Raw genomic sequence first — 24,980 nt, forward strand, 5'->3', positions numbered from 1 at the left:
AGTGGACGTGCGCCGCGTCCCCGGCGAGGAACACCCGGCCGGACCGGAAGCTGTCCGCCAGTGCCGCGCGCGGGCGGAAGTCCGAGGCCCAGCGGACCTCGGTCACGTCCTCCGGGGCGAGATGCGAGCGGGTGGCGACGACCTTCCGGATGCCCTCAAGGGACAGGTCCGGACGCTCACCCTCACCCTCCGGGAACTGGGCCACGAGCTGGAAGTCCGCCGTCCCGGCCAGCGGGCAGATCGCGAGGAAGCCCGCGCCGTCCGTCCCGGGCGGGAAGACATGCCAGTTGTCGCGGTCCAGGCCGGTGATCCGTACGTCGGCCACGAGGACCGGGTCCGGGTCGACCGGTCCGCCCGTCATCCCGATGCCCAGCGCCCGGCGGACCGCCGAGCGGCCACCGTCGGCCGCGACGACGTACCGCGCGCGGACGGGCGCCCCGGCCGCGAAGCCGACCGTCACCCCCTCCGCGTCCTGCTCGACGCCGACCGCCTCGCGGCCGAACTCCACCCGGCCGCCCAGCTCCGTCAGCCGCGCGAACAGGATCTCCTGCGTCCGCCACTGCGGCACCATCCACGGCTCGCCGCCGTACGGAGAGGTCCCGCCCTCATCCGACCCGCCCTCCGCCGGGTCGAACATCCGGTGCTCGCCCACCCGCTCGCCGCCCTGCCAGATCACCCCGGCCGGGTACGGGCCACCGGCCGCCCGGATCGCGTCCACCACCCCGAGATCGTCGAAGACCTCCATCGTGCGCGGCTGGATGCCCTTGCCCCGCGACCCCGGGAACAGCCCCTCGGCCCGCTCCACGACCACCGCGTCCACCCCGCGCCGCGCGAGGTCCACGGCGAGCGCCAGTCCGGTGGGACCGGCACCCACCACCAGTACGTCGGTCATCATGACCACTGTCTCCCATCTCTTTAACGCTGTTAAGTAACCCCGCCCTCCGAGGGTGGCCTTAACGGTGTTAAGTTGTCAACCGTGAGTACGGAAGCAGCGGAACCCCCCGAACGAACCGAACCGTCCGAACCAGCCGAGCAGGCAGAATCAACCGGCCGCCGACCTGCTCGCCGGGCCCCCCTCGACCGCGAACGCGTCGCGGACACCGCCCTGAGACTCCTCAACGAGGTCGGTCTCGACGGGCTCACCCTCCGGGCCATCGCCAAGGAGCTGGACGTCAAGGCACCCGCCCTGTACTGGCACTTCAAGGACAAGCAGGCCCTGCTCGACGAGATGGCCACCGAGATGTACCGGCGCATGGCCGCCACTCTGGCCCCCGGTCCCGGCACCCCCTGGGACGAGCGCCTGCTCGCCGTGAGCCGCGGTCTGCGCGACGCGCTCCTCGGCTACCGAGACGGCGCCAAGGTGTTCAGCGGCTCCCGGTTCACCGGTGTCGAGCACGCCGTCCAGATGGAGGCGAACCTCCGCTGCTTCGCCGAGGCGGGCTTCACCCCGGCCCAGGCGGTGCGGGCGAACATGACCGCCTACGTCTATACGATTGGCTTCGTCACGGAGGAGCAGGGCGTCCAGCCGCTGCCCGGCGAGCGCCGGGAAGGGTACGACGTCGAGGAGCGGGCCCGGCGGATGGCAGACTTTCCTCTGTCGGCCGCGGCCGGCGCCGAGGTCTTCCAGGACTACGACCGACAGTTCGAGGAAGGGCTGGAGCTGGTGCTCGCAGGGATCAGGGCGACGTACGTGATGACGTGCGGCAAGTCGTCGTGACGCGCTGCGAGTTCGGACCGGTCCGGAACCGCCGAGTGCTGCCCGGTCGGAACCGGGTTGACACGCGGCGCCGAACAACTCTTACTGTCGCGGAAATCTGCAGCTGAGAGAGCCCAGGTGTGCGCGTGACCAATCGTCCCCCGATACTGTCCGTCATCGTCCCTTGTTACAACATCGAGACTTATGTCTCGGACACAGTGACGAGTCTCGTCAACAACGACCAGGACGACTTCGAGTTCATCTTCATCGAGGACCGCTCGACGAAGGACAAGACCTACGAGGCGTTGCTGGAGCTGACGAAGCGGCTGAAGCACGGCAGGGTGATCCAGCACGAGCAGAACGGTGGCCTCGCCACCGCCCGCAACACCGGTATCGACGCGGCCGAAGGCACCTACCTCACCTTCCTCGACGGTGACGACTGGCTGGCCCCGGGCTATCTCAAGGACCTCGTGGACGTCATCCAGCGCCACGACGTCGACTTCGTGCGCACCGACCACGTCCAGGTCAACGGCATCGAGCGGGCCGTCCACCGGGCCCCCGAGGGCCGCCGGAACGTGCCGCTCGACCCGCGCACCTCGATCCTCCCGGTCGACGACACCACGATGGTCGACTACCCCTACGCCTGGGCCGGCGTCTACCACCGCCGCCTCCTCGACAAGGGCATGCTGCGCTTCCACGACGGCCTCAAGACCGCCGAGGACCGCCCCTGGATCTGGGACCTGCACCGCAGGGCCGACTCCTACGTGGCCGCCAGCCTGCGCGGCGTCTTCTACCGCCGGGGTGTCACCACCTCCCTCACCCAGATCGGCGACGTCCGCCAGCTCGACTTCTTCCGGTCCTTCGACCTCGTACTCGCCGAACTCGCCAGCGACCCCGAGGTCGGGCTGCTGCGCAAGAAGGCGCTGCGCAACTACTGCGTCGTCATCGCGCACCAGTTGCTCCAGCGCAGCCGGTTCGACCGGCCCACCGCCGCCAAGCTGCGGCAGATGAGCGCCGACGCGCTGAACAAGATGTCCGAGGACGAGCTCCAGGCCGCCCTCATCGGGATGGGCGAACAGCGCGTCCACCTGCTGCGGCGCGTGCGCGGCGGTATGAAGGGAATCGCGGCATGATCCAGATCTTCTTCTCGGCGACGCAGTACGCGGCGGCGACCGTCACCGCCGCGATCCGCGCCGGTCTCTTCGGCCCGCGCGAGGACCACCGCCGCATCCTGGTCGTCAGCAACACGGCCGCCATCCCGGAGGTCGGCACCCCGCTCGACAGAATGGCCGGCTTCGAGAAGCTGCGGCCCGAGTTCGACGAGGTGCGCTCCTGGAACGAGTTCATCTCCCCGCACCACCCGGCCGGCTGGTCCCCCCGCGCGCAGGACGCCATCATGTGGGAGAAGGCCGTACGCCTGGCCTGGAACCTCGGTGACGAGCCCGTCGAGATCGCCTGCGAGTCGATCCAGGCGAACCCCTCCCGCGCGGTCGCCGAGATCTTCGCCGACAGCCCGATCCATGTGTACGCGGACGGCCTGATGAGCTACGGCCCCACCCGCAACCGGATCCCGCACGGCATGAGCAGCCGCATCGCGCGGGTGCTGCACCTCGACCTCATACCGGGCCTTCGGCCCCTGCTGCTCGCCGAGTACGGCGTGGAGCCGGTGCCGATCCCCAACGAGCCGATCGTCGGCGTACTCAACGAGATCGGGGAGCAGGGGGCCGACATCCTGGCCGCCCGCATCCCGGTCGAGAACCGCCCGACGGCCGTGCTCCTCGGCCAGTACCTGTCCGCCATCAATCTGATCACCCAGGAGGAAGAGGAGGAGCTGCACGTCCGGATGCTCAAGGCCGCGGCCCGGGCCGGTCACACGGCCGTCCTGTTCAAGCCGCACCCGAGCGCCCCGGCCGCGTACTCCACCTCACTGCAGACAGCGGCCACGGAACTCGGCGTGCACCTGAGCGTGCTGAACGAACCGGTGCTCGCGGAGACGGTGTTCGCGTACCTGAAGCCGCAGCTCGTCGTCGGCTGTTTCTCCACGGCGCTGATGACCGCGGCCACCTTCTACGGCATCCCGGTCGCCCGCGTCGGCACGGAGTCGCTCCTCGACGCCATCACGCCGTACGAGAACAGCAACCGCATCCCGCTCACCATCATCGACGCGGCCCTGCCCGACGCCGAACGCGACCTCGCGTCCAGCATCGGCACGCCGTCCGACGACCCCGGCCTGGTCGAGCGGCTCTCGCCGCTGGTGAAGGCGGTCGGGTACTGCATGCAGTCCCGCAAGCACCCGCAACTGCGCGACGAGGTCGCCGCGTGGCTGTCGGTCCATCTGTCGGACAACGCGCACTACTTCAAGAAGCGCCGCCTGACCAGCCTCCGCCTCCCCGGCGGCAGCACGGTCCGCGCGGAGACGCTGCGCCGCAACCCGACGGTCCGCAAGGTCGTCAAGAAGATCAGGGCCGCGCAGTCCTGACCGGAGTGAACACGAAGGGGCCCGGGGTCGGTATCCGACCCCGGGCCCCTTCGCGACCGCTGTCCGCCGTCCGCTACGCCTGCTTCAGCTTCTCGCCCAGCTTCTTCGACTGGAGCGTCATCGTCCGCTTCAGCCGGGAACCGAAGGGTTTCTCGACGAACCTGTGCATGAGGTAGGCCAGCGACAGCAGGGACGCCACCGACGCGAGGATCGTCACGTACGGGTCGAGGCCCCAGCCGCGGTGCAGGACCCGGATGAAGAACCAGCCCAGGTGCTCGTGGATCAGATAGAAGGGGTACGTCAGCGCGCCCGCCATCGTCAGCCAGTTCCAGTTCGCCCAGCTCGTCCAGCCCAGCGCCACCACCGCCACGGAGGCGAAGGCGAGCAGCACGATGAGCTGGATGACGTGCGGGTTGCGCACGAAGTCGCCCTGCGCGCCCGGGTGCCACAGCGCCGTCACCGAGTAGCGCTGGCCCAGCAGGTACGACATGCCGACGATGCCCCACAGGAGCAGGTCGCTGCCGTAGCGGTGGATCAGGTACAGGGCCAGGCCGCCGATGAAGAAGGGGGCGTGGTCACGGAAGGTGAGTTCGGTGATCAGCGGGTTGTCCGCGACCCGGGCGAAGGCGCCGGCCAGCGTCCACAGGATGCAGAAGGTCACCACACGGCGGTAGGTGACGCCCTTCCAGACCACGAACAGCGCGAACAGCACGTAGAACTTGAGCTCCACCCACAGCGTCCAGCACACGCCAAGGACGCGCGGCACGCCCATCGGCTGCTGCATCATCGTGAGGTTGACCAGGAACTCGTCGCCGCGCACATGCTTCACGACCACCGGCATCAGGAACGAGGCGGCGGTGACCATGACGATCGCGACCCAGTACGCCGGGTAGAGACGGGCGATGCGCGAGCGGAAGAAGTCGCCGAGCGTCTTGCCCCAACTGCTCATGCAGATGACGAAGCCGCTGATGACGAAGAAGAACTGCACCCCGAGGCTGCCGTAGGTGGCGAACCGGGACAGGGTCGGGAACATCAGGCCGGGCGACTGGTGCCAGGACTCGGCGACCTGGCCGTTCTTCCCGGCGAAGTGGTACATGCAGACCATCAGCGCGGCCACCAGCCGCAGCCCGTCCAGCGCCTTCAGCCGGCTGACCGGGCGGCGCTTGGCACCGGCGGAGGCGGATGCGGCGGCCGGTTCGGCACTCCCGGACCCGGGGCCCGGCGTGGGCGCCGGTAGCGGAGGGGCCATGGTCTGGTCGGCCGCGGTCATCGGGTGGCCTTTCGCAGCGGGGACAAGAGAGAGGCTGACTCGTCGACGGCAACCCGGAGAGTCAGGGGCAACCCAAAGAGGTAGCACACAACTCTGACGGATGAACAACCGGTCAGCTCATTGACGTATGCACACATGTGTATGGGCAAGGCCCAGGGTGCGTACGGACACGCGCGCGTCGCCCCCCGCTGTCCGTATCCGGACCGGGGGACGACGCGTTCGGCGGATCAAATCCGCGCGGTGTCCGTTGTCACAGGCTCTCAGACTCCCGGACTCTGCGGCTCATGGATGCGCAGACTTAACCGGATTCACGGATTCACGGATTCACGGATTCACTGATTAATGGACTTGCCGGTCACCGCTGATCCGGCGGTCACCGCTTGACGGTTCTGCTGAGCGCCCTGGCCCGGCGCGCGATCCGGCGCACCGTCGCGTTGCGCGGGATGAACGACAGCTGGGACGGCAGCGCGCCCGGCAGTGCCAGCGAGGTGAGACGGCGGCGCTTGAAGTAGCGCCAGGTCTGCTCGGTGAGGTGCTTGGAGAGGTAGTTCTCCGCCTCCGGGCGCAGCCGGGGATAGATCCGGGGCTGCATGCAGAAGCCGATCGCCTTGATGAGCCCGGCCAGGTCCTTGGCGACCTGCTTGTCCGACGGCATCGACCACTTCTTGACGGCCTTGGCGTCCGCGAGGTCCGGCAGCAGCAGGTCGACGATGGTCAGGGGCACGCGGTTGCTGTTCTGGTACGGCGTGATCTTCTCCAGCACGGTGTCCGTGCCGACCCGGGCGACCGGGATGCCGTACAGACCGGCGGCCGTGAACAGGCCGGTCGAGAAGCAGCCGACGACCAGCGCGGGACGCAGCCGCTGGAAGAGGACCTCGGCGAGCACGGGCCCGTCCAGGACGGTGAGTTCCGCGCCGAGCTTCTTCGCCTCGGTCTCCAGGGACCGCGACCAGGCCGTGGGCGCGGTCGGGTGCGGCTTGAAGACGAGGGAGAGGTGTCCCGCCTTCACCGCGCCGCGCACCATGCGCAGATGCAGCTCCTCTTCCTCGTGCGGGGTGAGGATGCCGAGCGCGGAGAGGTACTGGCCCAGCAGCAGCGCGGGCCGGCCCTCGGGGAGGCTCTCCCGGGACAGCGACGCGTCCCCGGCCTCGGCGAGTTCGCCCAGCACCTTCAGGAACGCCTCGGACGGCACCAGTTCGGCGGGCACGCCGAACTCGGTGAGCAGCAGCGGGGTGAGGCCCGGGACGAGATCGAGGTGCAGCAGGCGCCCGATGCGGGTGCCGACCAGCGCGTCGATCTTGTCGCGCGTGGGGCCGTAACTTATGAGGCCGTCCGCGTAGACGTCGACGGGGGCGCCGGTGAACAGCTGGCACAGCGCGAGGGCCGGGTTGACCTGCACGGACTCGACGGCCAACTGGATGTTGTCGTCACCGAGGTTCCACAGCAGCCGCAGATGCCGCTCCCACAGCGGGACGTCGTCGGCGCGGGGACCCCAGCCGCTGGGGTGGAACGGGGCGATCGTCTCGTTCCAGGACAGGACCTCGTCGAACCGCCCGCGAAGCCGGTTGAATCCGGACATCGCGTCGACCCCGGGGGTGATCTCGGGGTTGGCCGCGTTGTTGGTGATCAGCAGCAGTCTGCGGTCGGCCGGCTCGAAGAGCCCGGCGTCGAGGGCGGCGGCCAGCGTGGCGGCGCCGTACAGCGTCGAGGCGCAGAAGATCTGCGTGGTGCGGGGCTTGTGGCTGCCGGGCATCAGACGGACACCGTCCCGGCGGACGCGGAGACGGGCCTGCGCCGTACCTTCCGCAGCCGGTTGGCCCGCTGGGCGTCCATTGAGTCGATGGCCTCCGCGAGGACGTCCTGCGGCATCCGCTTCAGCGCGGCGGCGCTCAGCGAGCGCAGTTTTCGGGCCACGGCGGGTTCGAACCTCTCGATCGCTCCGAGATGATGAGCCATGATCGCGCAGTAGGTGCGCACTGCTTTCGGCAGCAGCCTATCGGCCTCGGGGTCCCGGGCCGTCTCCTCGATGACCTGGTCGAAGGCCCGGATGAAGTCGAGTTGGCGAACATCACCGATTTGGGTGAGCGAGGAGGCGACCCCCCGCCGGTAGAAGACGCCGAGCAGCCCCACCGCGGCGAACGACTCCGCCTCCCGGTGCAGCTTCCAGATCCACGGCCGGTCCTCCGCCGTACGCAGCCCGTCGGTGAAGTGCAGGATGCCGCGGTCGACGAGCCGGCGGTGGTAGATGCCGGCCCAGGCGTAGGCGTAGTCGACGGAGGTGGTGCGGTCGGTGGGCAGGATCGCGTCCCGCGGCGACATCACGACCCCGCGCCGGCCGTGCGGGACCCGGTGGATCGCCCGCGCCCTGCTGGTGCACTGGACATGGTCCGTACGGACGAAATCGCAGCCCAAGTCCTCAATTGCGGCGAGGAGTTGGGGAAAATAGCCGGGTGCGAGCCAGTCGTCGCCGTCGAGGAACGTGAGGTATTCGCCACGCGCTTTGTCGATACCGGTGTTGCGGGCGGTGGCCAGGCCTCCGTTCTTCTCGTGGCTGACCAGCACGGCGCCCGGCAGCTCGCGCTCTGCGCGCGCGAGGATGTCCGGAGTCTCGTCGGTCGAACGGTCGTCGACGAGGATGAACTCGAAGTCCTCGCGCGTGTTGGCGCGCAGGCTCTTCAGAGTGTCGGGCGCGTATTGCTGCACGTTGTAGAACGGCACGATGACGGAGAGCTTGACCACGAGTCCGAGGTTAGAGCCTCTCCGGTGGTCCCACTTTACCCGGGGTTTGATGTCGGGTGAACTACATGTGTCCGACCGGTGAATCAAGAGGTTTTCTGCACGTTTGATGCCTTGATTCAAGTCGACGCGACCCTTTGTTAACCCTTTGTTGCCTCGGGATTGGGTGGAAGCCCCCCTTGTCGGCTTAAGGTCTTGGGCGTGCCAGCCAGTACCACGAGCCCCATGAGGGTCGCCGTCCTAGCCGATTCCGACACTCGGTGGAAGTGGGGTGCGCTCACAGCCAGCCGTATTTCTCCTGATAATTCGGACATTCATCTTGACGGTTACCTCCTCAGAGGCCGGGCCACCCCCACCGCCCGCCAGCTCCAGGAGGTCGGTGTCAGAGCGGACTCGCTCCGCGAGGTGACCGCCCTGGAGTTCCTGCGTGCCATGGACCAGGAGGAGCCGTACGACATCCTCGTGCTCGCCCTGGTCGGCGGTGGCGTCCAGGCGATGCTGCACGGACTGGCACAGGTGTGGGACGAGACGGCCCTGCGTCCCGTCGTCGTCACCGGCTATGTCGGGGTCGTCTACGAAAAGCTCGCCGACGGGCTCCTGCTGCGGCACGGCGCCGACCTGGTCCTGGCCAACTCCCGCCAGGACGCGGACCGCTTCAAGGCCGTGTACGACGGAGTCGGTGCCGATTCGTCCTCTGTGACCGAAGTCGCACTCCCCTTCCTGGGCGGCAAGACGTACACAGGTGAGCATGGTCACCCCTACACCGTGGTGTTCGCGGCGCAGCCGTCCGTCCCGGAGAGCCGCAAGGACCGTACGTATCTCCTCGACCGGCTCGTGCAGCACGCCAGGCTGCATCCGGAGCGCGAGGTGCTGCTCAAACTGCGTTCCAAGCCCGGCGAGCACACCACGCACATCGAGGAACTGCCTTACCAGAAGCTGGCCCAGCGGGCCGACCTGCCGGCCAACTTCAAGCTCGTCTACGGGCACATGGGCGAGGTCCTGGACCGCACTGACCTGCTGGTCACCATCAGTTCCACGGCCGCGCTGGAATCCCTGCACCGCAGCATCCCGACCGTCGTACTGAGCGACCTCGGTGTGCGCGAGGCGCTCGGCAACCACCACTTCATCGGCTCCGGATGCCTCGCCTCCTGGGAGCAGTTGGACGCCGGTCACCGGCCCGTCCCGGACGCCGAGTGGGTGGCCCGGCAGGGCGTTGCCGCAGATGGGTCGTACGAGACCGCCTTCGACGCGGCACGGGACAGGATCGACCGGCTTCTGGGATCCTCGAAGCTTCCGCGCCTGGCCCCGTACTACACACCGATGACGGCGCCCGGATATTTGCCGGGTATTCTCGCTCGGCACCACCTCGGCCCCGACGGCGTTCCGCTGCCCGGGGCGCCGGCCGCCGACAAGGAGCCGGGAGCGGTGCGGCAGATCGTGCGTCGCGCGGCCCGCGGCGCCTACCGGCACGGCGTGCAGCGCGTCGCGCCCGTGATCCGGCGGATGGGGGAACTGTGACCCACCGGATCCCCCGTCGAACACGCGAAGAGCGTCAAGGAGTGCAGGCAATGTCCAACCCGGAGTCCAACCTGGAAGCGGGCCGAGCGACCGCGCGGCCCCGCGTGCTCGCCGTCATCCCCGCGAGAGGCGGCTCCAAGGGCGTGCCCGCGAAGAACCTGCTGCCCGTCGGCGGGGTCCCGCTGGTCGCCCGCGCGGTGCGCGAGTGCCTCGCCGCCAAGCTGGTCACGGACGTCGTCGTCTCCACCGACGACCAGGCGATCGCCGCCGCCGCCCGTCAGGCCGGCGCCGAGGTCGTCCTGCGCCCTGCTGCCATCGCCGGTGACACCGCGACCTCCGAGGCCGCCGTCCTGCACGCCCTGGACGCCCACGAGACGCTGCACGACGCCAAGGTCGACGTGGTCCTGCTCGTGCAGTGCACCAGCCCGTTCATCATCCGCGAGGACGTCGACGGCGTCGTCAACGCCGTTGTGCACAACGGCGCGGACAGCGCGCTGACCGTCGCTCCCTTCCACGGCTTCATCTGGCGCGACGCGGCCGACGACCCGCAGTCGGCGCCCGGTGAGCACACCGCCGGTGAGAGCACGGCCGCCGAGGGCGGCACCGGCTCCGTGGCCACCGAGACCGAGACGGCGACCACCGTCGGCGGCGGCTACGGCGTCAACCACGACAAGTCCTTCCGGCCCCGCCGCCAGGACCGCCCCCAGGACCTCCTGGAGACCGGCGCCGTCTACGCCATGGACGCGGCGGGCTTCCGCAAGTCGCAGCACCGTTTCTTCGGTCACACCGAACCCGTGCGCACCGACCCGGCCCGTGTGCTGGAGATCGACGACCCGCACGACCTCGCCCGCGCCCGGGCCCTCGCGACGCTCTTCGACGCGAACCGCCCCGGCGCCCTCCCGACCGCCGACGACATCGACGCGGTCGTACTCGACTTCGACGGCACCCAGACAGACGACAGGGTGCTGATCGACTCCGAAGGACAGGAGTTCGTCTCCGTGCACCGCGGCGACGGCCTCGGCATCGCGGCCCTGCGCAGGAGCGGCCTCACCATGCTGATCCTGTCCTCGGAGCAGAACCCGGTCGTCGCCGCCCGCGCACGGAAGCTACAGCTTCCCGTGCTGCACGGCATCGACCGGAAAGACCTCGCGCTGAAGCAGTGGTGCGAGGAGCAGGGCATCGCGCCGGAGCGCGTGCTCTACGTCGGCAACGACGTCAACGACCTCCCGTGCTTCGCCCTGGTGGGCTGGCCCGTGGCGGTCGCAAGCGCCCACGACGTTGTGCGCGGCGCCGCACGCGCGGTCACCACCGTTCCCGGCGGCGACGGCGCGATCCGAGAGATCGCCAGCTGGATCCTCGGCCCCTCTCTCGACCCCCTCAACACGAAGTAAGGAACCAAAAGTCATGACCTCCACCCGCTTGCGCTCGTTCGGCTCGAAGACCGCCGGTCCCGGCCAGCCCGTCTACATCTGCGGCGAGATCGGCATCAACCACAACGGTGACCTCGAGAACGCCTTCAAGCTGATCGACGTGGCCGCCGAGGCCGGCTGTGACGCCGTCAAGTTCCAGAAGCGCACCCCGGAGATCTGCACCCCGCGCGACCAGTGGGACATCGAGCGGGACACCCCCTGGGGCCGCATGACCTACATCGACTACCGCCACCGTGTGGAGTTCGGTGAGGACGACTACCGCAAGATCGACGAGCACTGCAAGAAGCGCGGCATCGACTGGTTCGCCTCCCCGTGGGACACCGAGGCCGTCGCGTTCCTGGAGAAGTTCGACGTCCCGGCCCACAAGGTCGCCTCCGCGTCCCTGACGGACGACGAGCTGCTCGTCGCCCTGCGCAAGACCGGCCGTACGGTCATCCTGTCGACGGGTATGTCCACCCCGAAGCAGATCCGTCACGCGGTCGAGGTCCTCGGCAGCGACAACATCCTGCTCTGCCACGCCACCTCGACGTACCCGGCGAAGGCCGAGGAGCTCAACCTCCGCGTCATCAACACGCTGGAGAAGGAGTACCCGAACGTCCCGATCGGCTACTCCGGCCACGAGACGGGCCTGCAGACCACGCTGGCCGCGGTCGCCCTCGGTGCCACCTTCGTCGAGCGTCACATCACCCTCGACCGCGCGATGTGGGGCTCCGACCAGGCCGCCTCCGTCGAGCCGCAGGGCCTGACCCGCCTCGTCCGTGACATCCGCACCATCTCCGAGTCCCTCGGCGACGGCGTCAAGAAGGTCTACGAGTCCGAGATCGGCCCGATGAAGAAGCTCCGTCGTGTCTCCGGCGTCATCGCCGATGCGGAGATCGCGGCTGCCGCGGGCGAGCCCGTCACCGCCTGATCCGTACCACTCGGCGGCTTCACCGGCGCCAGCCGGTGACCACTGTCGTCCCAGCGGATCCCCCAGTCCGTACTCACGGAAGCGACGGTCGTACGTCGATGAGCCCACGCGCCGGTACCACCGGCCCCCACACTCTCGCCTTCGTCGAGAGCCCGGTCCAGCTCCTGAACGTGCTGGAATGGGCGCATGCGCACGCGCACGCGCCCAGCCCGGAGGGGGCCGGCGGTCCGGCGCCGGCTGTTTCCGCCCGCAGAACGGGCAAGTTCGCCGCAAGGGTCCCCGGACAGGCGTCGCGCCGCCTGCGCAGGGCCCAGAGCGGGCCGGCGGTCCGCCGGGACCCCGCCGACGGGGGACTGACCCTGGTGGTCCTCTCCCCGGTCGACCCGATGACCCGGGGCCAACTGCGCCGTATGGCCGAACTGGCCCGCGAGGAGGGCCACGAGGTCCGCTGGGAGGACGCGCGGGCCGGTACCTCGGCCCCTTTCCGCACGATCGGCTCGCTCGCCCCGCTGCTGCGCAGGACCGGGCGGATCGTCATGGGAGACCCCTTCTCCCGCTACGTACAGGTACTCCTCAACATCACCAAGGCCCGCGACCTCGTCGTGGTCGACGACGGCACGGCGACGATGGAGTTCGTCTCCCAACTCGCGCGCGGTGAGCGCCTGGTGCGCTGGCACCGCAAGTCGCAGCGACCCGGAGCGCGGGATTTGCTGTTCATCCCGGTGTCGTCCAAGGCCCGCCGCCGGCTGACCCCGGGGGGCAGGCGCCGGGTCGAGATCTTCTCCTCGATGCCGATCGAGGACACCCCCGCGGGCGTCGAGGTCACGTCCAACGACTTCGCCTGGACCCGGTCCCGCTTCGGCCCCCCGCACATCTCCGAGGGCGCCGACCTGGTCGGTACGTCGCTGGTGGAGACGGGCGTCGTCGACGCCGACCGCTACCGCGAAGCGGTCCGCGACCTGGCCAGGGCGCACGGCGTGACGCGCTACTTCGCCCACCGCCGCGAGAGCGCCGAGAAACTCCACGACCTGGCCGCCTGCACGGGCCTCGAAGTGGTCCGCCCGGACCTCCCCCTGGAACTGATCGCCCGCCGCGGCCCCATCGGCCGTACGATCCTCAGCTTCCCCTCCACGGTCGTCCACACCCTCCCGCTGGCCCTGGCCGGTACGGACGTCAAGGTCGCCGTCTGCGACATCGACCCGGCCTGGCTCACCGCGAAGGCGTCACCACGGGCGCAGGGTTTCCTCTCGGGCGTCACGGGATCGGCCCGGGACGTGCAGCGGGTGTCGACGGAGTCGGAGTCCGAGTCGGACCGGCAGGTGAGGGAAGCGAAGGCGACGGGCTGACCGCCCGTCACCTCAACCCCGCTACAGCGGCTTGCGCGCCAGCAGATAGGTCCGCTGGCGCTTCTCGTCCTCGTCCGGCTCCCGGACCGTGCGCGCCCGCACGGTCAGCCCCGCCGCGGCCAGGAGTCCGGCCACCTTGGCCGACGTACGGAACCAGTAGTCCAGCGACATCTCGTGGCCGAAGCGTTCCGTGAGGTGCAGATGGTCGTCGTCGGCGGCGGCCGACTGGAAACCGAGCAGGACATGGCCGCCGGGGGCCAGGACACGGTGGAACTCCGCGAAAACCGTGGGCAGGGCCGCGTCCGGGACGTGGATGATCGAGTAGAGGGCCAGGACCCCGCCCAGGGTCTCGTCCGGGAGGTCCAGGGACGTCATCGAGCCGACGTGGAACCGCAGCTCGGGGTGGGCCCGGCGGGCCAGCGCCACCATGCGCGGCGACAGGTCCACACCGAACACCGGGACGCCGAGGGCGTGCACTCTCGCGGTGACCCCGCCGGGGCCGGAGCCGATGTCCGCGACGGGCGCGGGACCCTGGGACCGCACCAGCTCGGCGAAGGCGCCGACGAGGGCGCGGTCCAGGGGAAGATCCGCCAAGGGGTCCGCGTATCGCTCTGTGTAGTCGGCGGCCATGGCGTCGTAGGACGCGCGGGTGGCGTGGAGGAAGTCCGGTGAGTCCGGTACGGCGGCCTGTATGGAGTCCGGTACGGACACCTGGTTCGGGGCGGTCACGGAGATCCACGTTACCGGCGGGCGGCGCGGCCCAAGGGGCGATTACGCGGGCGGCGGAGACTGTGCGGCCAATGTTCATGCCCCGTGACCCCGGACGTTTCGGTGGGTGGACAGTTCCGCGGCGTGCTGCGGGGCGTGGCAACCTGGACGAGGGTGGAGTGAGTGGCTGCCGGGAAAGGGCCGCGAGTTTACCCGTCCCAGTTCGTGAGTATGCCTCCGGCGGTCGGATTTTCTGCTCTGACAGGTTGAAATTTTGTCGATCGTGGTCATTCGACCGCCCGGGCGTCCTACCCTTCAGAGGGTGAATCAACTGATGTCCCGAGAGCCCGAGGCCGATCTTCCCGGGGTGGCCGTGCTACCCGGCACGCTGCCGGAGGCGCTGCGCGCCGAACTCATCGCCTTCCGGCGCGACATGCACATGCATCCGGAGCTCGGCAACCAGGAGTTCCGCACCACCGCCGCGATCAAGGCGCGCCTGGAGAAGGCTGGCCTTCACCCGCGCGTGCTCGCCACCGGAACCGGGCTCATCTGTGACATCGGCGACATCGGCACCGCCCCCGCAGGGCAGGACCGCGACCAGGACGGCGGCACCGCTGTGCCCGCGCTCGCCCTGCGCGCCGACATCGACGCCCTCCCGATCCCGGACACGAAGAGTGAGTGCGAGTACCGCTCCACCGTGCCCGGCCGCGCCCACGCCTGCGGCCACGACGTGCACACGGCCGTCGTCCTCGGCGCCGGGCTCGTCCTCGCCGAGCTGCACCGGCAGGGCCGGCTGCCGAGGCCGGTGCGGCTGATCTTCCAGCCCGCCGAGGAGGTGCTGCCCGGCGGCGCCGCCGACGCCATCGAGTGCGGCGCGCTCACCGGGATCGGCCGGATCATCGCCGTGCACTGCGACCCGAAGGTCGACGCCGGACGGATCGGCCTGCGCCACGGCCCGATCACCTCCGCCTGCGACCGCGTGGAGATCTCGCTCGACGGCTCCGGCGGCCACACCGCGCGCCCCCACCTCACCACCGACCTCGTCACCGCCGTCGCCCGCGTCGCCACCGACGTGCCCGCGCTCGTCTCCCGGCGCGTCGACGCCCGCAGCGGGCTCTCGGTGACCTGGGGACGGATCGAGTCGGGGCACGCCTGCAACGTGATCCCGCAGCACGCCGAGCTGTCCGGGACCGTCCGCTGCCTCGACCTCGACACCTGGCACCAGGCCCCCGACATCATCCACGCGGCCGTCGACGAGATCGCCGGCCTGTACCGGGCCAAGTCGGAGATCACCTACGTACGCGGCGTGCCGCCCGTCGTCAACGACGCGGAGGTCACGGAGCTGCTCCGCGACGCGATGGCCGCCCGGCGCGGCGCCCACTCCGTCGAGGACACCGCGCAGAGCCTCGGCGGCGAGGACTTCTCCTGGTACCTGGAGCACGTACCGGGCGCGATGGCCCGCCTCGGCGTCCGCAGGCCGGAGGACCGGGTCTCGCGCGATCTGCACCAGGGCGACTTCGACGCCGACGAGTACGCGATCACGGTGGGTGTGGAGCTGTTCACGGCCGCCGTGCTGCTGGACGCGCAGGAGCGGCAGAAGTAGGAAGGCCGGGGAGGGGTCCCTTCCGGTCGCTCGACACAGCGCCCCGGTCCACGCGACCGGGGCTGCGGTCGTACTGAAGGGCGCGGAAGTGAGAAGGGGCTCACGCCATCCAGAAGAACACCGCCGTCATCCGCTTCTCCTCCAGCGTCGTCCCGCAGTAACCGGTCGCGCTGTGCACGAGGTTGGCGTTGTAGAGAAGCAGACGGTTGTACTTGTGCGGGACGCGTACGTCCTCCTCGAAGGCGTCCGGTGCCACGAACCGCGTGCCCAGCGCGTCGACGAGGTTGTTGTGCGGGGCCTGGACCGTGTTGCCGCCGAGCCGGCCGCCGGGCAGTGACTGGCGGAAGAAACTGGTGCCGCAGTCCTTGGGGACGCCCGGGTTGAGGTAGAGCACGGCCGCGTACCGGCACAGCGCCCGTGAGTCCGTGTGCGGGCGGGGCGTGCTCTCGCCCTCGCCGACCACCTGGACGCAGTTGTGGTTGAGGGTGCCGCCGCCGGGGGCCTGCTGCACCCAGAGTTCCTTCGCACCGGTCGCCTGCCGCACCAGCCGCTCGATCCGCCCCAGCTCGGCGGGTTCGAGGCCCGGCATCGCCCGCAGCCCCGGCCAGCTCTCCGAGGTGTAGGGGTGGCCCTTCGTCCAGTCGTCCTTGGCGAGACACCGCTCGCGTACGGCGTCCACACCGGGCAGGACGTCGTCCAGGACCCAGTAGTCGCGGCCCTTGGTGGGCTTGCGGTAGGGCAGTACCGGGAGAACGGGGCGGGCGGCGGGCGCCCTGAGGTGGGGCGGAGGTTGTGGGGGCATGGGCCAGAAGGTAGGACGGGCTTGGTTTTGCCTGTGTCCGTACTCGGTCAACTTTTGCCCGGCTTCGGTCAACCTTCGGCCAGTGGAGACGTACATCTTGATCACGAGTATCCGTGGTGAGGTGGCGGTTCCTTCGGGGGCCGCTCCGCCGATTGGCGCAACACGGTTGTAAGCCATTCGTGCACTCTCGGAAACCAACGGCCCCGAAGCCGTAAGAGCACGAGTTCAGAAGGCGTTTGCCTCGAATCGATAACGGCTTCCGTGCGGGTTATTTTCTGACATCTACGCGCGTTACGATGCCGCGAAGCCGGCGCCACTGGGGCGTCCGGACCCGAGCACTGTCATGGTGCTCACATGAAGCGCCGACAAGGCGCTCAGGTCAGGTGAAGGAGCCCCCCGTGCGCCGGGTAGCCAAGCTTTCCGCTGCGTGTATCGCGACCGCAGCTCTCGCACTGACTGCCACTGCCTGTGGCAGCACGTCCTCCGAGAACAGCAGCTCGACCTCGCCCTCCTCCTCGTCGGGCGGTGGCAAGGGCGGTATCAAGATCGGTCTCGCCTACGACGTCGGCGGCCGTGGTGACCGCTCGTTCAACGACTCCGCCGCGCGCGGTGCCGACAAGGCCGCGAAGGAGTTCGGCGGCTCCATCAAGGAGCTGACCGCCAAGAGCTCCGACACGGAGGCCGACCGCGAGCAGCGCCTGACCGACCTGGCGGACGCCGGCTACAACCCGATCGTCGCCGTCGGCTTCTCCTACGCCACCTCGGTCGACAAGGTCGCCCCGAAGTTCCCGAAGGTCAGCTTCGGCCTGATCGACTCGGTCGCGACCTCGAAGAACGTCGACAGCATCACCTTCACCGAGGAGCAGGGTTCCTACCTGGCCGGTGTCGCCGCGGCGCTGAAGACCAAGAAGAACCACGTCGGCTTCATCGGCGGCGTGGACACCCCGCTGATCAAGAAGTTCGAGGCGGGCTACGTCCAGGGCGTCAAGGACACCAACCCCAAGGTCAAGGTCGACGTCCAGTACCTGACCCACGGCTCGGACTTCTCCGGTTTCGCCAGCCCCGACAAGGGCAAGGAGGCCGCGTCCGGCATGCTCGACGCCGGTGCCGACGTGATCTACGCCGCGGCCGGCTCCTCCGGCAACGGCTCGATCGAGGCCGTCTCCGGCGTCAAGGGCGCCTGGGCCATCGGCGTGGACTCGGACCAGTACAACATCCCGGGTCTGGCCAAGTACAAGAACTCGATCCTCACCTCGATGGTCAAGAACGTCGACGTCGGCGTCTACGACTTCATCAAGTCCGTCAACGACGGCAAGCCGCTGACCGGCCAGCAGAACTACTCGCTCGCCAAGGGCGGCGTCAGCCTGGCCACCAGCGGTGGCTTCATCGACGACATCCAGCCCAAGCTGGACGAGGCGAAGAAGAAGATCGTCGACGGCACCATCACGGTCAAGACCAGCTGACCTCACGGTTCCCGCCGGAGCCTTGGCTCGACGAGGGGGTCGACAACCCCCTCGTCGAGCCATAACAATGTGTCAACTCTACGCGTGTAGCTCGGGGTTGACGCGCTAGCGTCCTCGACGCATGCCCTCCCCTACGCAGCCCTTTTCCCCGAGGAGAGTGCGCCATCAACGCGTCCAGCCCTCCCGCTGCCGTCGAACTGCGCGGTATCACCAAGCGTTTCCCCGGTGTCGTGGCCAACAAGGACATCGACATCACCGTCCGCACCGGCACCGTGCACGCCCTGTGCGGCGAGAACGGCGCCGGCAAGTCCACCCTGATGAAGATCCTCTACGGCATGCAGCAGCCGGACGAGGGCACCATCACGGTGAACGGCGAGACGGTCACCTTCCACACCCCCGCCGACGCCATCGCGCGCGGCATCGGCATGGTGCACCAGCACTTCATGCTCGCCGACAACCTCACCGTCCTCGAGAACGTGGTCCTCGGCGCGGAGAAGCTGCACGGCATCGGCGCCAAGGCCCGTACGAAGATCAGGGAGATCTCCGACGCGTACGGCCTGAACGTCCGCCCGGACGTCCTCCTGGAAGAGCTCGGCGTCGCCGACCGGCAGCGCGTGGAGATCCTCAAGGTCCTCTACCGAGGCGCCAAGACGCTCATCCTCGACGAGCCCACCGCCGTCCTCGTGCCGCAGGAGGTGGACGCCCTCTTCGACAACCTGCGCGAGCTGAAGGCCGAGGGCCTCACCGTCATCTTCATCTCCCACAAGCTGGGCGAAGTCCTGTCCGTCGCCGACGAGATCACCGTCATCCGCCGGGGCACCACCGTCGGCACGGTCGAGCCCGCCGGTACGACTCCCAAGCAGCTCGCCGAGCTGATGGTCGGCAGCGAACTGCCCACCCCGGAGACCGAGGAGTCCACGGTCACCGACGTCCCGCTCCTCAAGCTGGACGGCCTGCACCTGGCCCAGACCGACCTCGACGGCGTCGAGCGCATCATCCTCGACAACATCTCCTTCACCATCCACAAGGGCGAGGTCCTCGGCATCGCCGGTGTGGAGGGCAACGGCCAGTCCGAACTGGTCGAGGCGATCATGGGCATCCGCGACCCCGACGCCGGCGCCATCACCCTCGACGGCACCGACATCTCCCACGCGCCCACCCGCCACCGCCGCGAGGCCGGCGTCGGCTACATCCCCGAGGACCGCCACCGCCACGGACTGCTCCTCGAGGCCCCGCTGTGGGAGAACCGCATCCTCGGCCACGTCACCGAGAAGCCCAACTCGCGCGGCCAGCTGCTCGACATCAAGGCGGCCCGCACCGACACCACGCGCATCATCGAGGCGTACGACGTCCGCACCCCCGGCATCGACGTCACCGCCGCCTCCCTCTCCGGCGGCAACCAGCAGAAGCTGATCGTCGGCCGCGAGATGAGCCACGCGCCCAAGCTGCTCATCGCCGCCCACCCCACGCGCGGTGTGGACGTCGGCGCGCAGGCGGCGATCTGGGACCACATCCGCGAGGCCCGCCGGGAAGGCCTGGCCGTGCTGCTGATCTCCGCGGACCTGGACGAGCTCATCGGGCTCTCCGACACCCTGCGGGTGATGTACCGCGGCCGTCTGGTCGCCGACGCCGACCCCGCCACGATCACCCCCGAGGAGCTGGGCTCCGCCATGACGGGCGCGGCCACCGGCCACCTGGAGCACACAGAGGCCTCCGGCCCGGAGAGCACAGAGGACGACGCCCGATGAAGAAGCTGACGCAACGCATCGACAAGGAGCGGCTGCTCCTCGGCATCGCGGCGCCGCTGCTGGCGGTCGTCGCCGCGCTCGTCGTCACCACCCTGGTGATCCTCGCCACCGGCAAGAACCCGGGCGCCGCGTTCAGCGACATGGTGACCTACGGCTCCGCCAGCGACAGCCAGGTCTACATCCTGAACAAGGCGACGACGTACTACCTGGCGGGTGTCTCGGTGGCCATCGGCTTCCGGATGAACCTGTTCAACATCGGCGTCGACGGCCAGTACCGGATCGCCGCGTTCTTCGCCGCCGTCCTCGGCGGCGCGCTGACCACGCCGGGCTGGATCTCCATCCCGCTGATCATCCTGTGCGCGATGGCGACCGGTGCCCTGTGGGCGGGCATCGCGGGTGTCCTGAAGGTGACCCGCGGGGTCAGCGAGGTCATCTCGACGATCATGCTCAACTCGATCGCCACCGCGATCATCGCCTACCTCCTCCAGCCCGGAAAGCTCGCCGAACTCCAGTCCGGCGGCACGGTCGTCTCCACCAAGCCGCTGCCGGAGTCGTCGTACTTCTTCCAGATCGACACGGGCGCCTCGGGCGAGCTGTGGGGCTTCATCGTCATCGCCGTGGCCATCGGCGTCGCCTACTGGTTCGTGCTCGGCCGCACCCGGTTCGGCTTCGACCTGCGTACCGTCGGCCAGTCCGAGCCCGCCGCCGCCGCGAGCGGTGTCTCGGTGAAGAAGATGATCGCCACCAGCATGCTGATCTCGGGCGCGGTGGCCGGCCTGATCGGCATGCCGACCCTGCTCAACGACAGCCACCAGTTCAGCAACGACTTCCCCCTCGGCATCGGCTTCACCGGTATCGCCATCGCGCTGCTCGGCCGCAACAACCCGATCGGCATCGCCCTCGGCGCGCTGCTGTGGGGCTTCCTGGAGCGCACCACCAACCACCTGGAGTTCGAGGGGTACGACAAGGAGATCCTCGGCGTCATCCAGGGCGTCATCGTTCTGTGCGTCGTCATCGCCTACGAGCTCGTACGACGCTACGGACTCAAGCGCCAGCAGCAGCGGGTCGGCGCCGAGCTCGCCGCCCAGGCCGCAGCCACGACCCAGAAGCAGGAGGTGGCGTGATGACTGCCACGATGACCGACACGCCGCCGCCCGCGGCCCCCAAGGCGCACTCCGCCGACCGCCGCTCCGGCCGCTCCCTCGGCCAGATCCTGATGATCGTCGCCGGTGCGCTGCTGCTCATCGCGGCGGTCCGGGTCATCTCCGGCTCCGACCAGCTCACCTCCGAGGGCCAGGTCTCCGCCGCGCTCAGCCTCGCCGTGCCGATCGGTCTCGCCGGTCTCGCCGGTCTGTGGTCCGAGCGCTCCGGCGTGGTCAACATCGGCCTCGAAGGCATGATGATCCTCGGCACATTCGGCGCGGGCTGGATCGGCTGGCAGTCCAGCCCCTGGCTCGGCCTGCTGTGCGGTGTCGGCTTCGGCGTCCTGGGCGGTCTGCTGCACGCGGTCGCGACCGTCACCTTCGGCGTCGACCACATCGTCTCCGGTGTCGCGATCAACCTGCTCGCGGTCGGCACCACCCAGTACCTCGCCAAGCTCTTCTTCGTGTCCGGCAAGGCGGCCGACGCGGGCGGCAACCCCAAGCAGTCCCCGCCCGTGGACTCGCTGCCCACCTTCGACGTCCCCGGCCTGTCCAGCGGGCTGCACTCCATCGAGAACCACCACTGGTTCCTGATCTCCGACATCGCCGGCATCCTCGGCGGTTTCGTCACCGACCTGTCCGTGGTGACGGTCCTGGCGTTCGCGCTGTTCGTCGCCAGCTGGTGGCTGCTGTGGCGCACCCCGTTCGGCCTGCGGCTGCGCTCCTGCGGTGAGAACCCGATCGCCGCGGAGTCCCTCGGCGTCAACGTCTACAAGTACAAGTACGCGGCCGTGGCCGTCTCCGGCGGCCTCGCCGGCCTCGCCGGCGCCTTCCTCGCGCTGGTCACCTCGCACACCTATCTGGAGGGCCAGACCGGCGGGCGCGGCTACATCGGCCTCGCCGCCATGATCTTCGGCAACTGGCGGCCCGGCGGTCTGGCCATGGGCGCGGCCCTGTTCGGCTACTCCGACGCGCTTCAGCTGCGCAGCGGGGGCCAGACCGTCCACGCGCTGCTCCTGCTGCTGGTCGTGCTCCTCGCGGCCATGGCCGGCTGGAAGCTGTACAAGAAGGCGCACTGGCAGGGCGGCATCAGCCTCATGGTGGGCGCGGGCGTCCTGGTCTGGTACCTGGTGACCGACGAGGTCCCGAGCGACTTCGTGGGCGCCACCCCGTACGTCGTCACGCTGCTGGTGCTGTCGCTGTCCGCGCAGCGTCTGCGGATGCCCAAGGCGGACGGCATGCGCTACCGGAAGGGCCAGGGCAAGTGACCACCGAGGGCGCGGCTTTCGACTGGGGGAAACTGCGGGCGGTGGCCCGGGACGCGATGTCCCGGGCGTACGCCCCGTACTCCGACTACCCGGTCGGCGCCGCGGCCCTGGTCGACGACGGCCGTACGGTCTCGGGCTGCAACGTCGAGAACGCGTCGTACGGGCTCGGCCTGTGCGCCGAGTGCGGCCTGGTCTCGGAGCTCCAGCTCACTGGCGGCGGCCGGCTGACGCACTTCACATGCGTCGACGGCAAGGGCGAGATCCTCGTCCCGTGCGGCCGCTGCCGCCAACTCCTGTACGAGTTCGGCGGCGAGACCCTGCTGCTGGAGACCCCGGCGGGCGTCCTGCCCCTGTCCGAGATGCTCCCCCAGGCCTTCGGCCCGGACCACCTCACCAAGTAACTCGCGTAACCCCGTAACTCCCGTACGGCCCCTCGGAGTTGGTCGAGCACCGACTCCGGGGGGCCGCGCGATTCCGCAGCACGACCGGCTCTCAGAGAGACGGGAACCACCGGAAGGAAGCCAACGCCATGACGACCCTGTCCATGGATGTCATCTCCGTCATCCGTACCAAGCGGGACCGCGGTGAACTCAGCGACGAGCAGATCGACTGGGTCATCGACGCCTACACACGCGGCGCGGTCGCCGACGAGCAGATGTCCGCGCTCGCCATGGCGATCCTGCTGAACGGCATGAACCGCCGCGAGATCGCCCGCTGGACGGCGGCGATGATCGCCTCCGGCGAGCGCATGAACTTCGACACCCTGTCCCGCCCGACGGCGGACAAGCACTCCACGGGCGGCGTAGGCGACAAGATCACTCTCCCGCTGGCCCCCCTGGTGGCGGCCTGCGGCGCGGCCGTACCGCAGCTCTCGGGCCGGGGCCTCGGCCACACCGGCGGCACCCTGGACAAGCTGGAGTCGATCCCGGGCTGGCGCGCCCTGCTCTCCAACGAGGAGATGCTGCACGTCCTGGACACCACGGGCGCGGTGATCTGCGCGGCGGGCGACGGCCTGGCCCCGGCGGACAAGAAGCTGTACGCGCTGCGCGATGTCACGGGCACGGTGGAAGCGATCCCCCTGATCGCCTCGTCCATCATGTCGAAGAAGATCGCGGAGGGCACCGGCTCCCTGGTCCTGGACGTGAAGGTGGGCACGGGCGCCTTCATGAAGACGATCGAGGACGCGCGGGAACTGGCGTCCACGATGGTGGGCCTGGGCACGGATCATGGCGTCCGCACGGTGGCTTTGTTGACCGACATGTCGACGCCGCTCGGCCTGACGGCGGGCAACGCGCTGGAGGTACGGGAGTCCGTCGAGGTCCTGGCAGGCGGCGGCCCGGCCGACGTGGTCGAACTGACGCTGGCCCTGGCCCGAGAGATGCTGGACGCGGCAGGCATCCGCGACGCAGACCCGGCGAAGGCGCTGGCGGACGGCTCGGCGATGGACGTATGGCGCCGCATGATCGCGGCCCAGGGCGGCGACCCGGACGCGCCCCTGCCGACCTCGAAGGAACAGCACGTCATCACGGCACCCTCGTCGGGCGTCCTGACCCGCCTGGACGCGTACGGCGTAGGCGTCGCCGCCTGGCGGCTCGGCGCGGGCCGGGCGCGCAAGGAGGACCCGGTGCAGGCGGGCGCGGGCATCGAACTGCACGCCAAGCCGGGCGACACGGTCACGGCGGGCCAGCCCCTGCTGACCCTCCACACGGACACCCCGGAGCGCTTCGACTACGCCCTCCAGGCGATCGAGGGCTCGTACGACATCGGGGCAGAGGGCGCGGAGTTCACGGCGGCGCCGGTGGTGCTGGAGCGGATCGCGTAGGTGGTGGGGAGAGGGTGCGCCCGGGCGGGGGGAGTCCCCGGCCTGGGCGCATTTCTCTGGCGGTTGTTCAGCCGAGCAGGGCGGCGACGATCACCAGTACCGGTACGGCGAGGATGGTCGACAGCAGGATGGACTCGCGGGCCAGGTTCTCCGCGACGCGGTAGTGGCTCGCGTAGGTGAAGAGGTTCTGCGCGGCGGGCAGGGCCGAGGTGACGACCACATCGAGCAGGGGCGCGCCGTGCAGGCCGAAGGCACCTGCGGCCAGTGCCCAGGTGGCCACCGGCTGGCCCACCGACTTCAGGGCGACCGCAAGCAGTACGGGTGTCCGCTCGGCGCCGCGCAACGGCCGGGCGCTGCCGGACAGCGAGATACCGAAGGCCAGCAGTACGGCGGGCACGGACATGCCGCCGATCAGGGTGAGCGGGTCGAGAACGGGCGCGGGAACATCGACCCCGGCCGCCGACACGAGCACCCCGGACAGCGATCCGACGGCGATGGGATTGCGCAACGGCGTGATCAACTGCCGCCACAGCGAGCCCTTCTCACCGGTGGTCGTCAGATCGAGGACGGTCAGCGCGATCGGTGCGACCAGGACGGTCTGGAACAGCACTACCGGCGCGACGAGCGAGGCATCGCCCAGCACATACACGGCGATCGGGATGCCGAGGTTGCCGGCGTTGACGTAACTGGAGCAGAGGGCACCGATCGTCGTACGCCCGGCACCCCAGCGGCGTACGACGCCCACCGCGACGAAGACACTCGCCGCCGCGATGGTGCTCAGCGCGGTGACCAGGAGCCGGCTGGAGAAGACCACCGACAGGTCGGCCCGGGCGAGCGTGGTGAACAGCAGGGCCGGGGTGGCGATGTGGAAGGCGAGCTTGGTGAGGACCTCGCGCCCGTTGTCCCCGAGATACCGGCGCAGCCCGATCACGTAACCGACGCCGATGACCACGGCGATCACCGCGTACCCGGTCAGCACGCCTTGCACGAGGCCTCCTTCGTGAGCTGCGGGGGAAGGTGGCCGTGGGGTGTCGCGGGC

Annotated in this window: 21 protein-coding genes; 14 read left to right on the top strand and 7 right to left on the bottom strand. The window is 69.5% G+C overall.

Features of this window, described 5'->3' with window-relative positions; genetic code table 11:
• On the bottom strand, positions 1–895 hold an 895-nt coding region (locus AOK08_RS24920; protein ID WP_157876777.1), incomplete at its 3' end, for an FAD-dependent oxidoreductase.
• Between the two features lie 210 nt (positions 896–1,105).
• On the opposite strand from AOK08_RS24920, the gene AOK08_RS24925 reads away from it, so the two are divergent.
• The 3 genes from AOK08_RS24925 to AOK08_RS24935 all read left to right on the top strand — a co-directional run bounded on the left by AOK08_RS24925 (position 1,106) and on the right by AOK08_RS24935 (position 4,175).
• Entirely contained in the window at positions 1,106–1,717 is a 612-nt protein-coding gene (locus AOK08_RS24925; RefSeq protein WP_055530051.1) for a TetR/AcrR family transcriptional regulator, read from the top strand.
• A gap of 125 nt (positions 1,718–1,842) precedes the next feature.
• Positions 1,843–2,829 (top strand): glycosyltransferase family 2 protein, encoded by a 987-nt coding sequence (locus AOK08_RS24930; protein WP_079054249.1) that lies wholly within the window; start codon positions 1,843–1,845, stop codon positions 2,827–2,829.
• Positions 2,826–4,175, top strand: a complete 1,350-nt coding sequence (locus AOK08_RS24935) for a polysialyltransferase family glycosyltransferase (protein WP_055530020.1) — start codon at positions 2,826–2,828, stop codon at positions 4,173–4,175. Before AOK08_RS24930 ends, AOK08_RS24935 begins: the two co-directional genes overlap by 4 nt.
• Positions 4,176–4,248: 73 nt before the next feature.
• On the opposite strand, the gene AOK08_RS24940 is transcribed toward AOK08_RS24935, so the two are convergent.
• The 3 genes from AOK08_RS24940 to AOK08_RS24950 form a co-directional block, all read right to left on the bottom strand.
• Positions 4,249–5,445, bottom strand: a complete 1,197-nt coding sequence (locus tag AOK08_RS24940) for an acyltransferase family protein (protein ID WP_198539384.1) — start codon at positions 5,443–5,445, stop codon at positions 4,249–4,251.
• A gap of 373 nt (positions 5,446–5,818) precedes the next feature.
• Positions 5,819–7,198 (bottom strand): alpha-2,8-polysialyltransferase family protein, encoded by a 1,380-nt coding sequence (locus tag AOK08_RS24945; RefSeq protein ID WP_055530022.1) that lies wholly within the window; start codon positions 7,196–7,198, stop codon positions 5,819–5,821.
• Complete coding sequence (locus tag AOK08_RS24950) at positions 7,198–8,184, bottom strand: glycosyltransferase family 2 protein (RefSeq protein WP_055530024.1); 987 nt, start codon at positions 8,182–8,184, stop codon at positions 7,198–7,200. The genes AOK08_RS24945 and AOK08_RS24950 overlap by 1 nt, the downstream gene beginning before the upstream one ends.
• Positions 8,185–8,382: 198 nt before the next feature.
• Here AOK08_RS24950 and AOK08_RS24955 point away from each other — a divergent pair, with 198 nt between their 5' ends.
• The 4 genes from AOK08_RS24955 (at position 8,383) to AOK08_RS24970 (ending at position 13,385) form a co-directional block, all read left to right on the top strand.
• Complete coding sequence (locus AOK08_RS24955; protein WP_055530029.1) at positions 8,383–9,699, top strand: DUF6716 putative glycosyltransferase; 1,317 nt, start codon at positions 8,383–8,385, stop codon at positions 9,697–9,699.
• A 50-nt stretch (positions 9,700–9,749) separates the two neighbouring features.
• On the top strand, positions 9,750–11,090 hold the full coding sequence (locus AOK08_RS24960) for an N-acylneuraminate cytidylyltransferase (protein ID WP_055530031.1): 1,341 nt from the start codon (positions 9,750–9,752) through the stop codon (positions 11,088–11,090).
• Between the two features lie 13 nt (positions 11,091–11,103).
• The gene (locus tag AOK08_RS24965; protein ID WP_055530034.1) at positions 11,104–12,039 is read left to right on the top strand and encodes an N-acetylneuraminate synthase family protein; all 936 of its coding nucleotides are present in this window, start codon (positions 11,104–11,106) and stop codon (positions 12,037–12,039) included.
• A 98-nt stretch (positions 12,040–12,137) separates the two neighbouring features.
• On the top strand, positions 12,138–13,385 hold the full coding sequence (locus tag AOK08_RS24970) for a hypothetical protein (RefSeq protein ID WP_055530036.1): 1,248 nt from the start codon (positions 12,138–12,140) through the stop codon (positions 13,383–13,385).
• Between the two features lie 21 nt (positions 13,386–13,406).
• Here AOK08_RS24970 and AOK08_RS24975 read toward each other — a convergent pair whose 3' ends face one another.
• Positions 13,407–14,114: a class I SAM-dependent DNA methyltransferase gene (locus tag AOK08_RS24975; protein ID WP_079054250.1), complete on the bottom strand. Its 708-nt coding sequence runs from the start codon at positions 14,112–14,114 to the stop codon at positions 13,407–13,409.
• Positions 14,115–14,427: 313 nt separating this feature from the next.
• Here AOK08_RS24975 and AOK08_RS24980 point away from each other — a divergent pair, with 313 nt between their 5' ends.
• Positions 14,428–15,696 (top strand): amidohydrolase, encoded by a 1,269-nt coding sequence (locus AOK08_RS24980; RefSeq protein WP_055530037.1) that lies wholly within the window; start codon positions 14,428–14,430, stop codon positions 15,694–15,696.
• A gap of 100 nt (positions 15,697–15,796) precedes the next feature.
• Here the strand turns inward: AOK08_RS24980 and AOK08_RS24985 are convergent, their stop codons facing one another.
• Positions 15,797–16,498, bottom strand: a complete 702-nt coding sequence (locus tag AOK08_RS24985) for a DUF6445 family protein (RefSeq protein ID WP_055530038.1) — start codon at positions 16,496–16,498, stop codon at positions 15,797–15,799.
• A 398-nt stretch (positions 16,499–16,896) separates the two neighbouring features.
• Between AOK08_RS24985 and AOK08_RS24990 the strand changes: the two genes are divergently transcribed.
• The 6 genes from AOK08_RS24990 (at position 16,897) to AOK08_RS25015 (ending at position 23,941) form a co-directional block, all read left to right on the top strand.
• Positions 16,897–17,961: a BMP family lipoprotein gene (locus tag AOK08_RS24990; RefSeq protein ID WP_055530040.1), complete on the top strand. Its 1,065-nt coding sequence runs from the start codon at positions 16,897–16,899 to the stop codon at positions 17,959–17,961.
• 230 nt (positions 17,962–18,191) lie between these two features.
• The gene (locus tag AOK08_RS24995) at positions 18,192–19,709 is read left to right on the top strand and encodes an ABC transporter ATP-binding protein (protein ID WP_198539387.1); all 1,518 of its coding nucleotides are present in this window, start codon (positions 18,192–18,194) and stop codon (positions 19,707–19,709) included.
• On the top strand, positions 19,706–20,833 hold the full coding sequence (locus AOK08_RS25000) for an ABC transporter permease (RefSeq protein ID WP_055530045.1): 1,128 nt from the start codon (positions 19,706–19,708) through the stop codon (positions 20,831–20,833). The genes AOK08_RS24995 and AOK08_RS25000 overlap by 4 nt, the downstream gene beginning before the upstream one ends.
• Complete coding sequence (locus AOK08_RS25005; protein WP_055530047.1) at positions 20,833–22,119, top strand: ABC transporter permease; 1,287 nt, start codon at positions 20,833–20,835, stop codon at positions 22,117–22,119. Before AOK08_RS25000 ends, AOK08_RS25005 begins: the two co-directional genes overlap by 1 nt.
• Complete coding sequence (locus AOK08_RS25010) at positions 22,116–22,520, top strand: cytidine deaminase (protein WP_079054252.1); 405 nt, start codon at positions 22,116–22,118, stop codon at positions 22,518–22,520. Before AOK08_RS25005 ends, AOK08_RS25010 begins: the two co-directional genes overlap by 4 nt.
• Before the next feature lie 137 nt (positions 22,521–22,657).
• A complete protein-coding gene (locus AOK08_RS25015; RefSeq protein ID WP_055530067.1) occupies positions 22,658–23,941 on the top strand; it encodes a thymidine phosphorylase in 1,284 nt (427 codons plus the stop codon).
• A gap of 67 nt (positions 23,942–24,008) precedes the next feature.
• Here AOK08_RS25015 and AOK08_RS25020 read toward each other — a convergent pair whose 3' ends face one another.
• Positions 24,009–24,929 (bottom strand): AEC family transporter, encoded by a 921-nt coding sequence (locus AOK08_RS25020; RefSeq protein WP_055530049.1) that lies wholly within the window; start codon positions 24,927–24,929, stop codon positions 24,009–24,011.
• Positions 24,930–24,980 lie beyond the last annotated feature (51 nt).

The organism is Streptomyces graminilatus, assembly GCF_001418565.1.
Classification (GTDB): Bacteria; Actinomycetota; Actinomycetes; order Streptomycetales; family Streptomycetaceae; genus Streptomyces; species Streptomyces graminilatus.

Excerpts from the sequence above, each read along its gene's own strand:
- AOK08_RS24980 (WP_055530037.1), top strand. The coding sequence starts at position 14,428 with ATGTCCCGAGAGCCCGAGGCCGATCTTCCCGGGGTGGCCGTGCTACCC.
- AOK08_RS25005 (WP_055530047.1), top strand. The coding sequence starts at position 20,833 with ATGACTGCCACGATGACCGACACGCCGCCGCCCGCGGCCCCCAAGGCG.
- AOK08_RS24940 (WP_198539384.1), bottom strand. The coding sequence starts at position 5,445 with ATGACCGCGGCCGACCAGACCATGGCCCCTCCGCTACCGGCGCCCACG.
- AOK08_RS24970 (WP_055530036.1), top strand. The coding sequence starts at position 12,138 with ATGAGCCCACGCGCCGGTACCACCGGCCCCCACACTCTCGCCTTCGTC.
- AOK08_RS24935 (WP_055530020.1), top strand. The coding sequence starts at position 2,826 with ATGATCCAGATCTTCTTCTCGGCGACGCAGTACGCGGCGGCGACCGTC.
- AOK08_RS25000 (WP_055530045.1), top strand. The coding sequence starts at position 19,706 with ATGAAGAAGCTGACGCAACGCATCGACAAGGAGCGGCTGCTCCTCGGC.
- AOK08_RS24965 (WP_055530034.1), top strand. The coding sequence starts at position 11,104 with ATGACCTCCACCCGCTTGCGCTCGTTCGGCTCGAAGACCGCCGGTCCC.
- AOK08_RS24985 (WP_055530038.1), bottom strand. The coding sequence starts at position 16,498 with ATGCCCCCACAACCTCCGCCCCACCTCAGGGCGCCCGCCGCCCGCCCC.
- AOK08_RS24945 (WP_055530022.1), bottom strand. The coding sequence starts at position 7,198 with ATGCCCGGCAGCCACAAGCCCCGCACCACGCAGATCTTCTGCGCCTCG.
- AOK08_RS24960 (WP_055530031.1), top strand. The coding sequence starts at position 9,750 with ATGTCCAACCCGGAGTCCAACCTGGAAGCGGGCCGAGCGACCGCGCGG.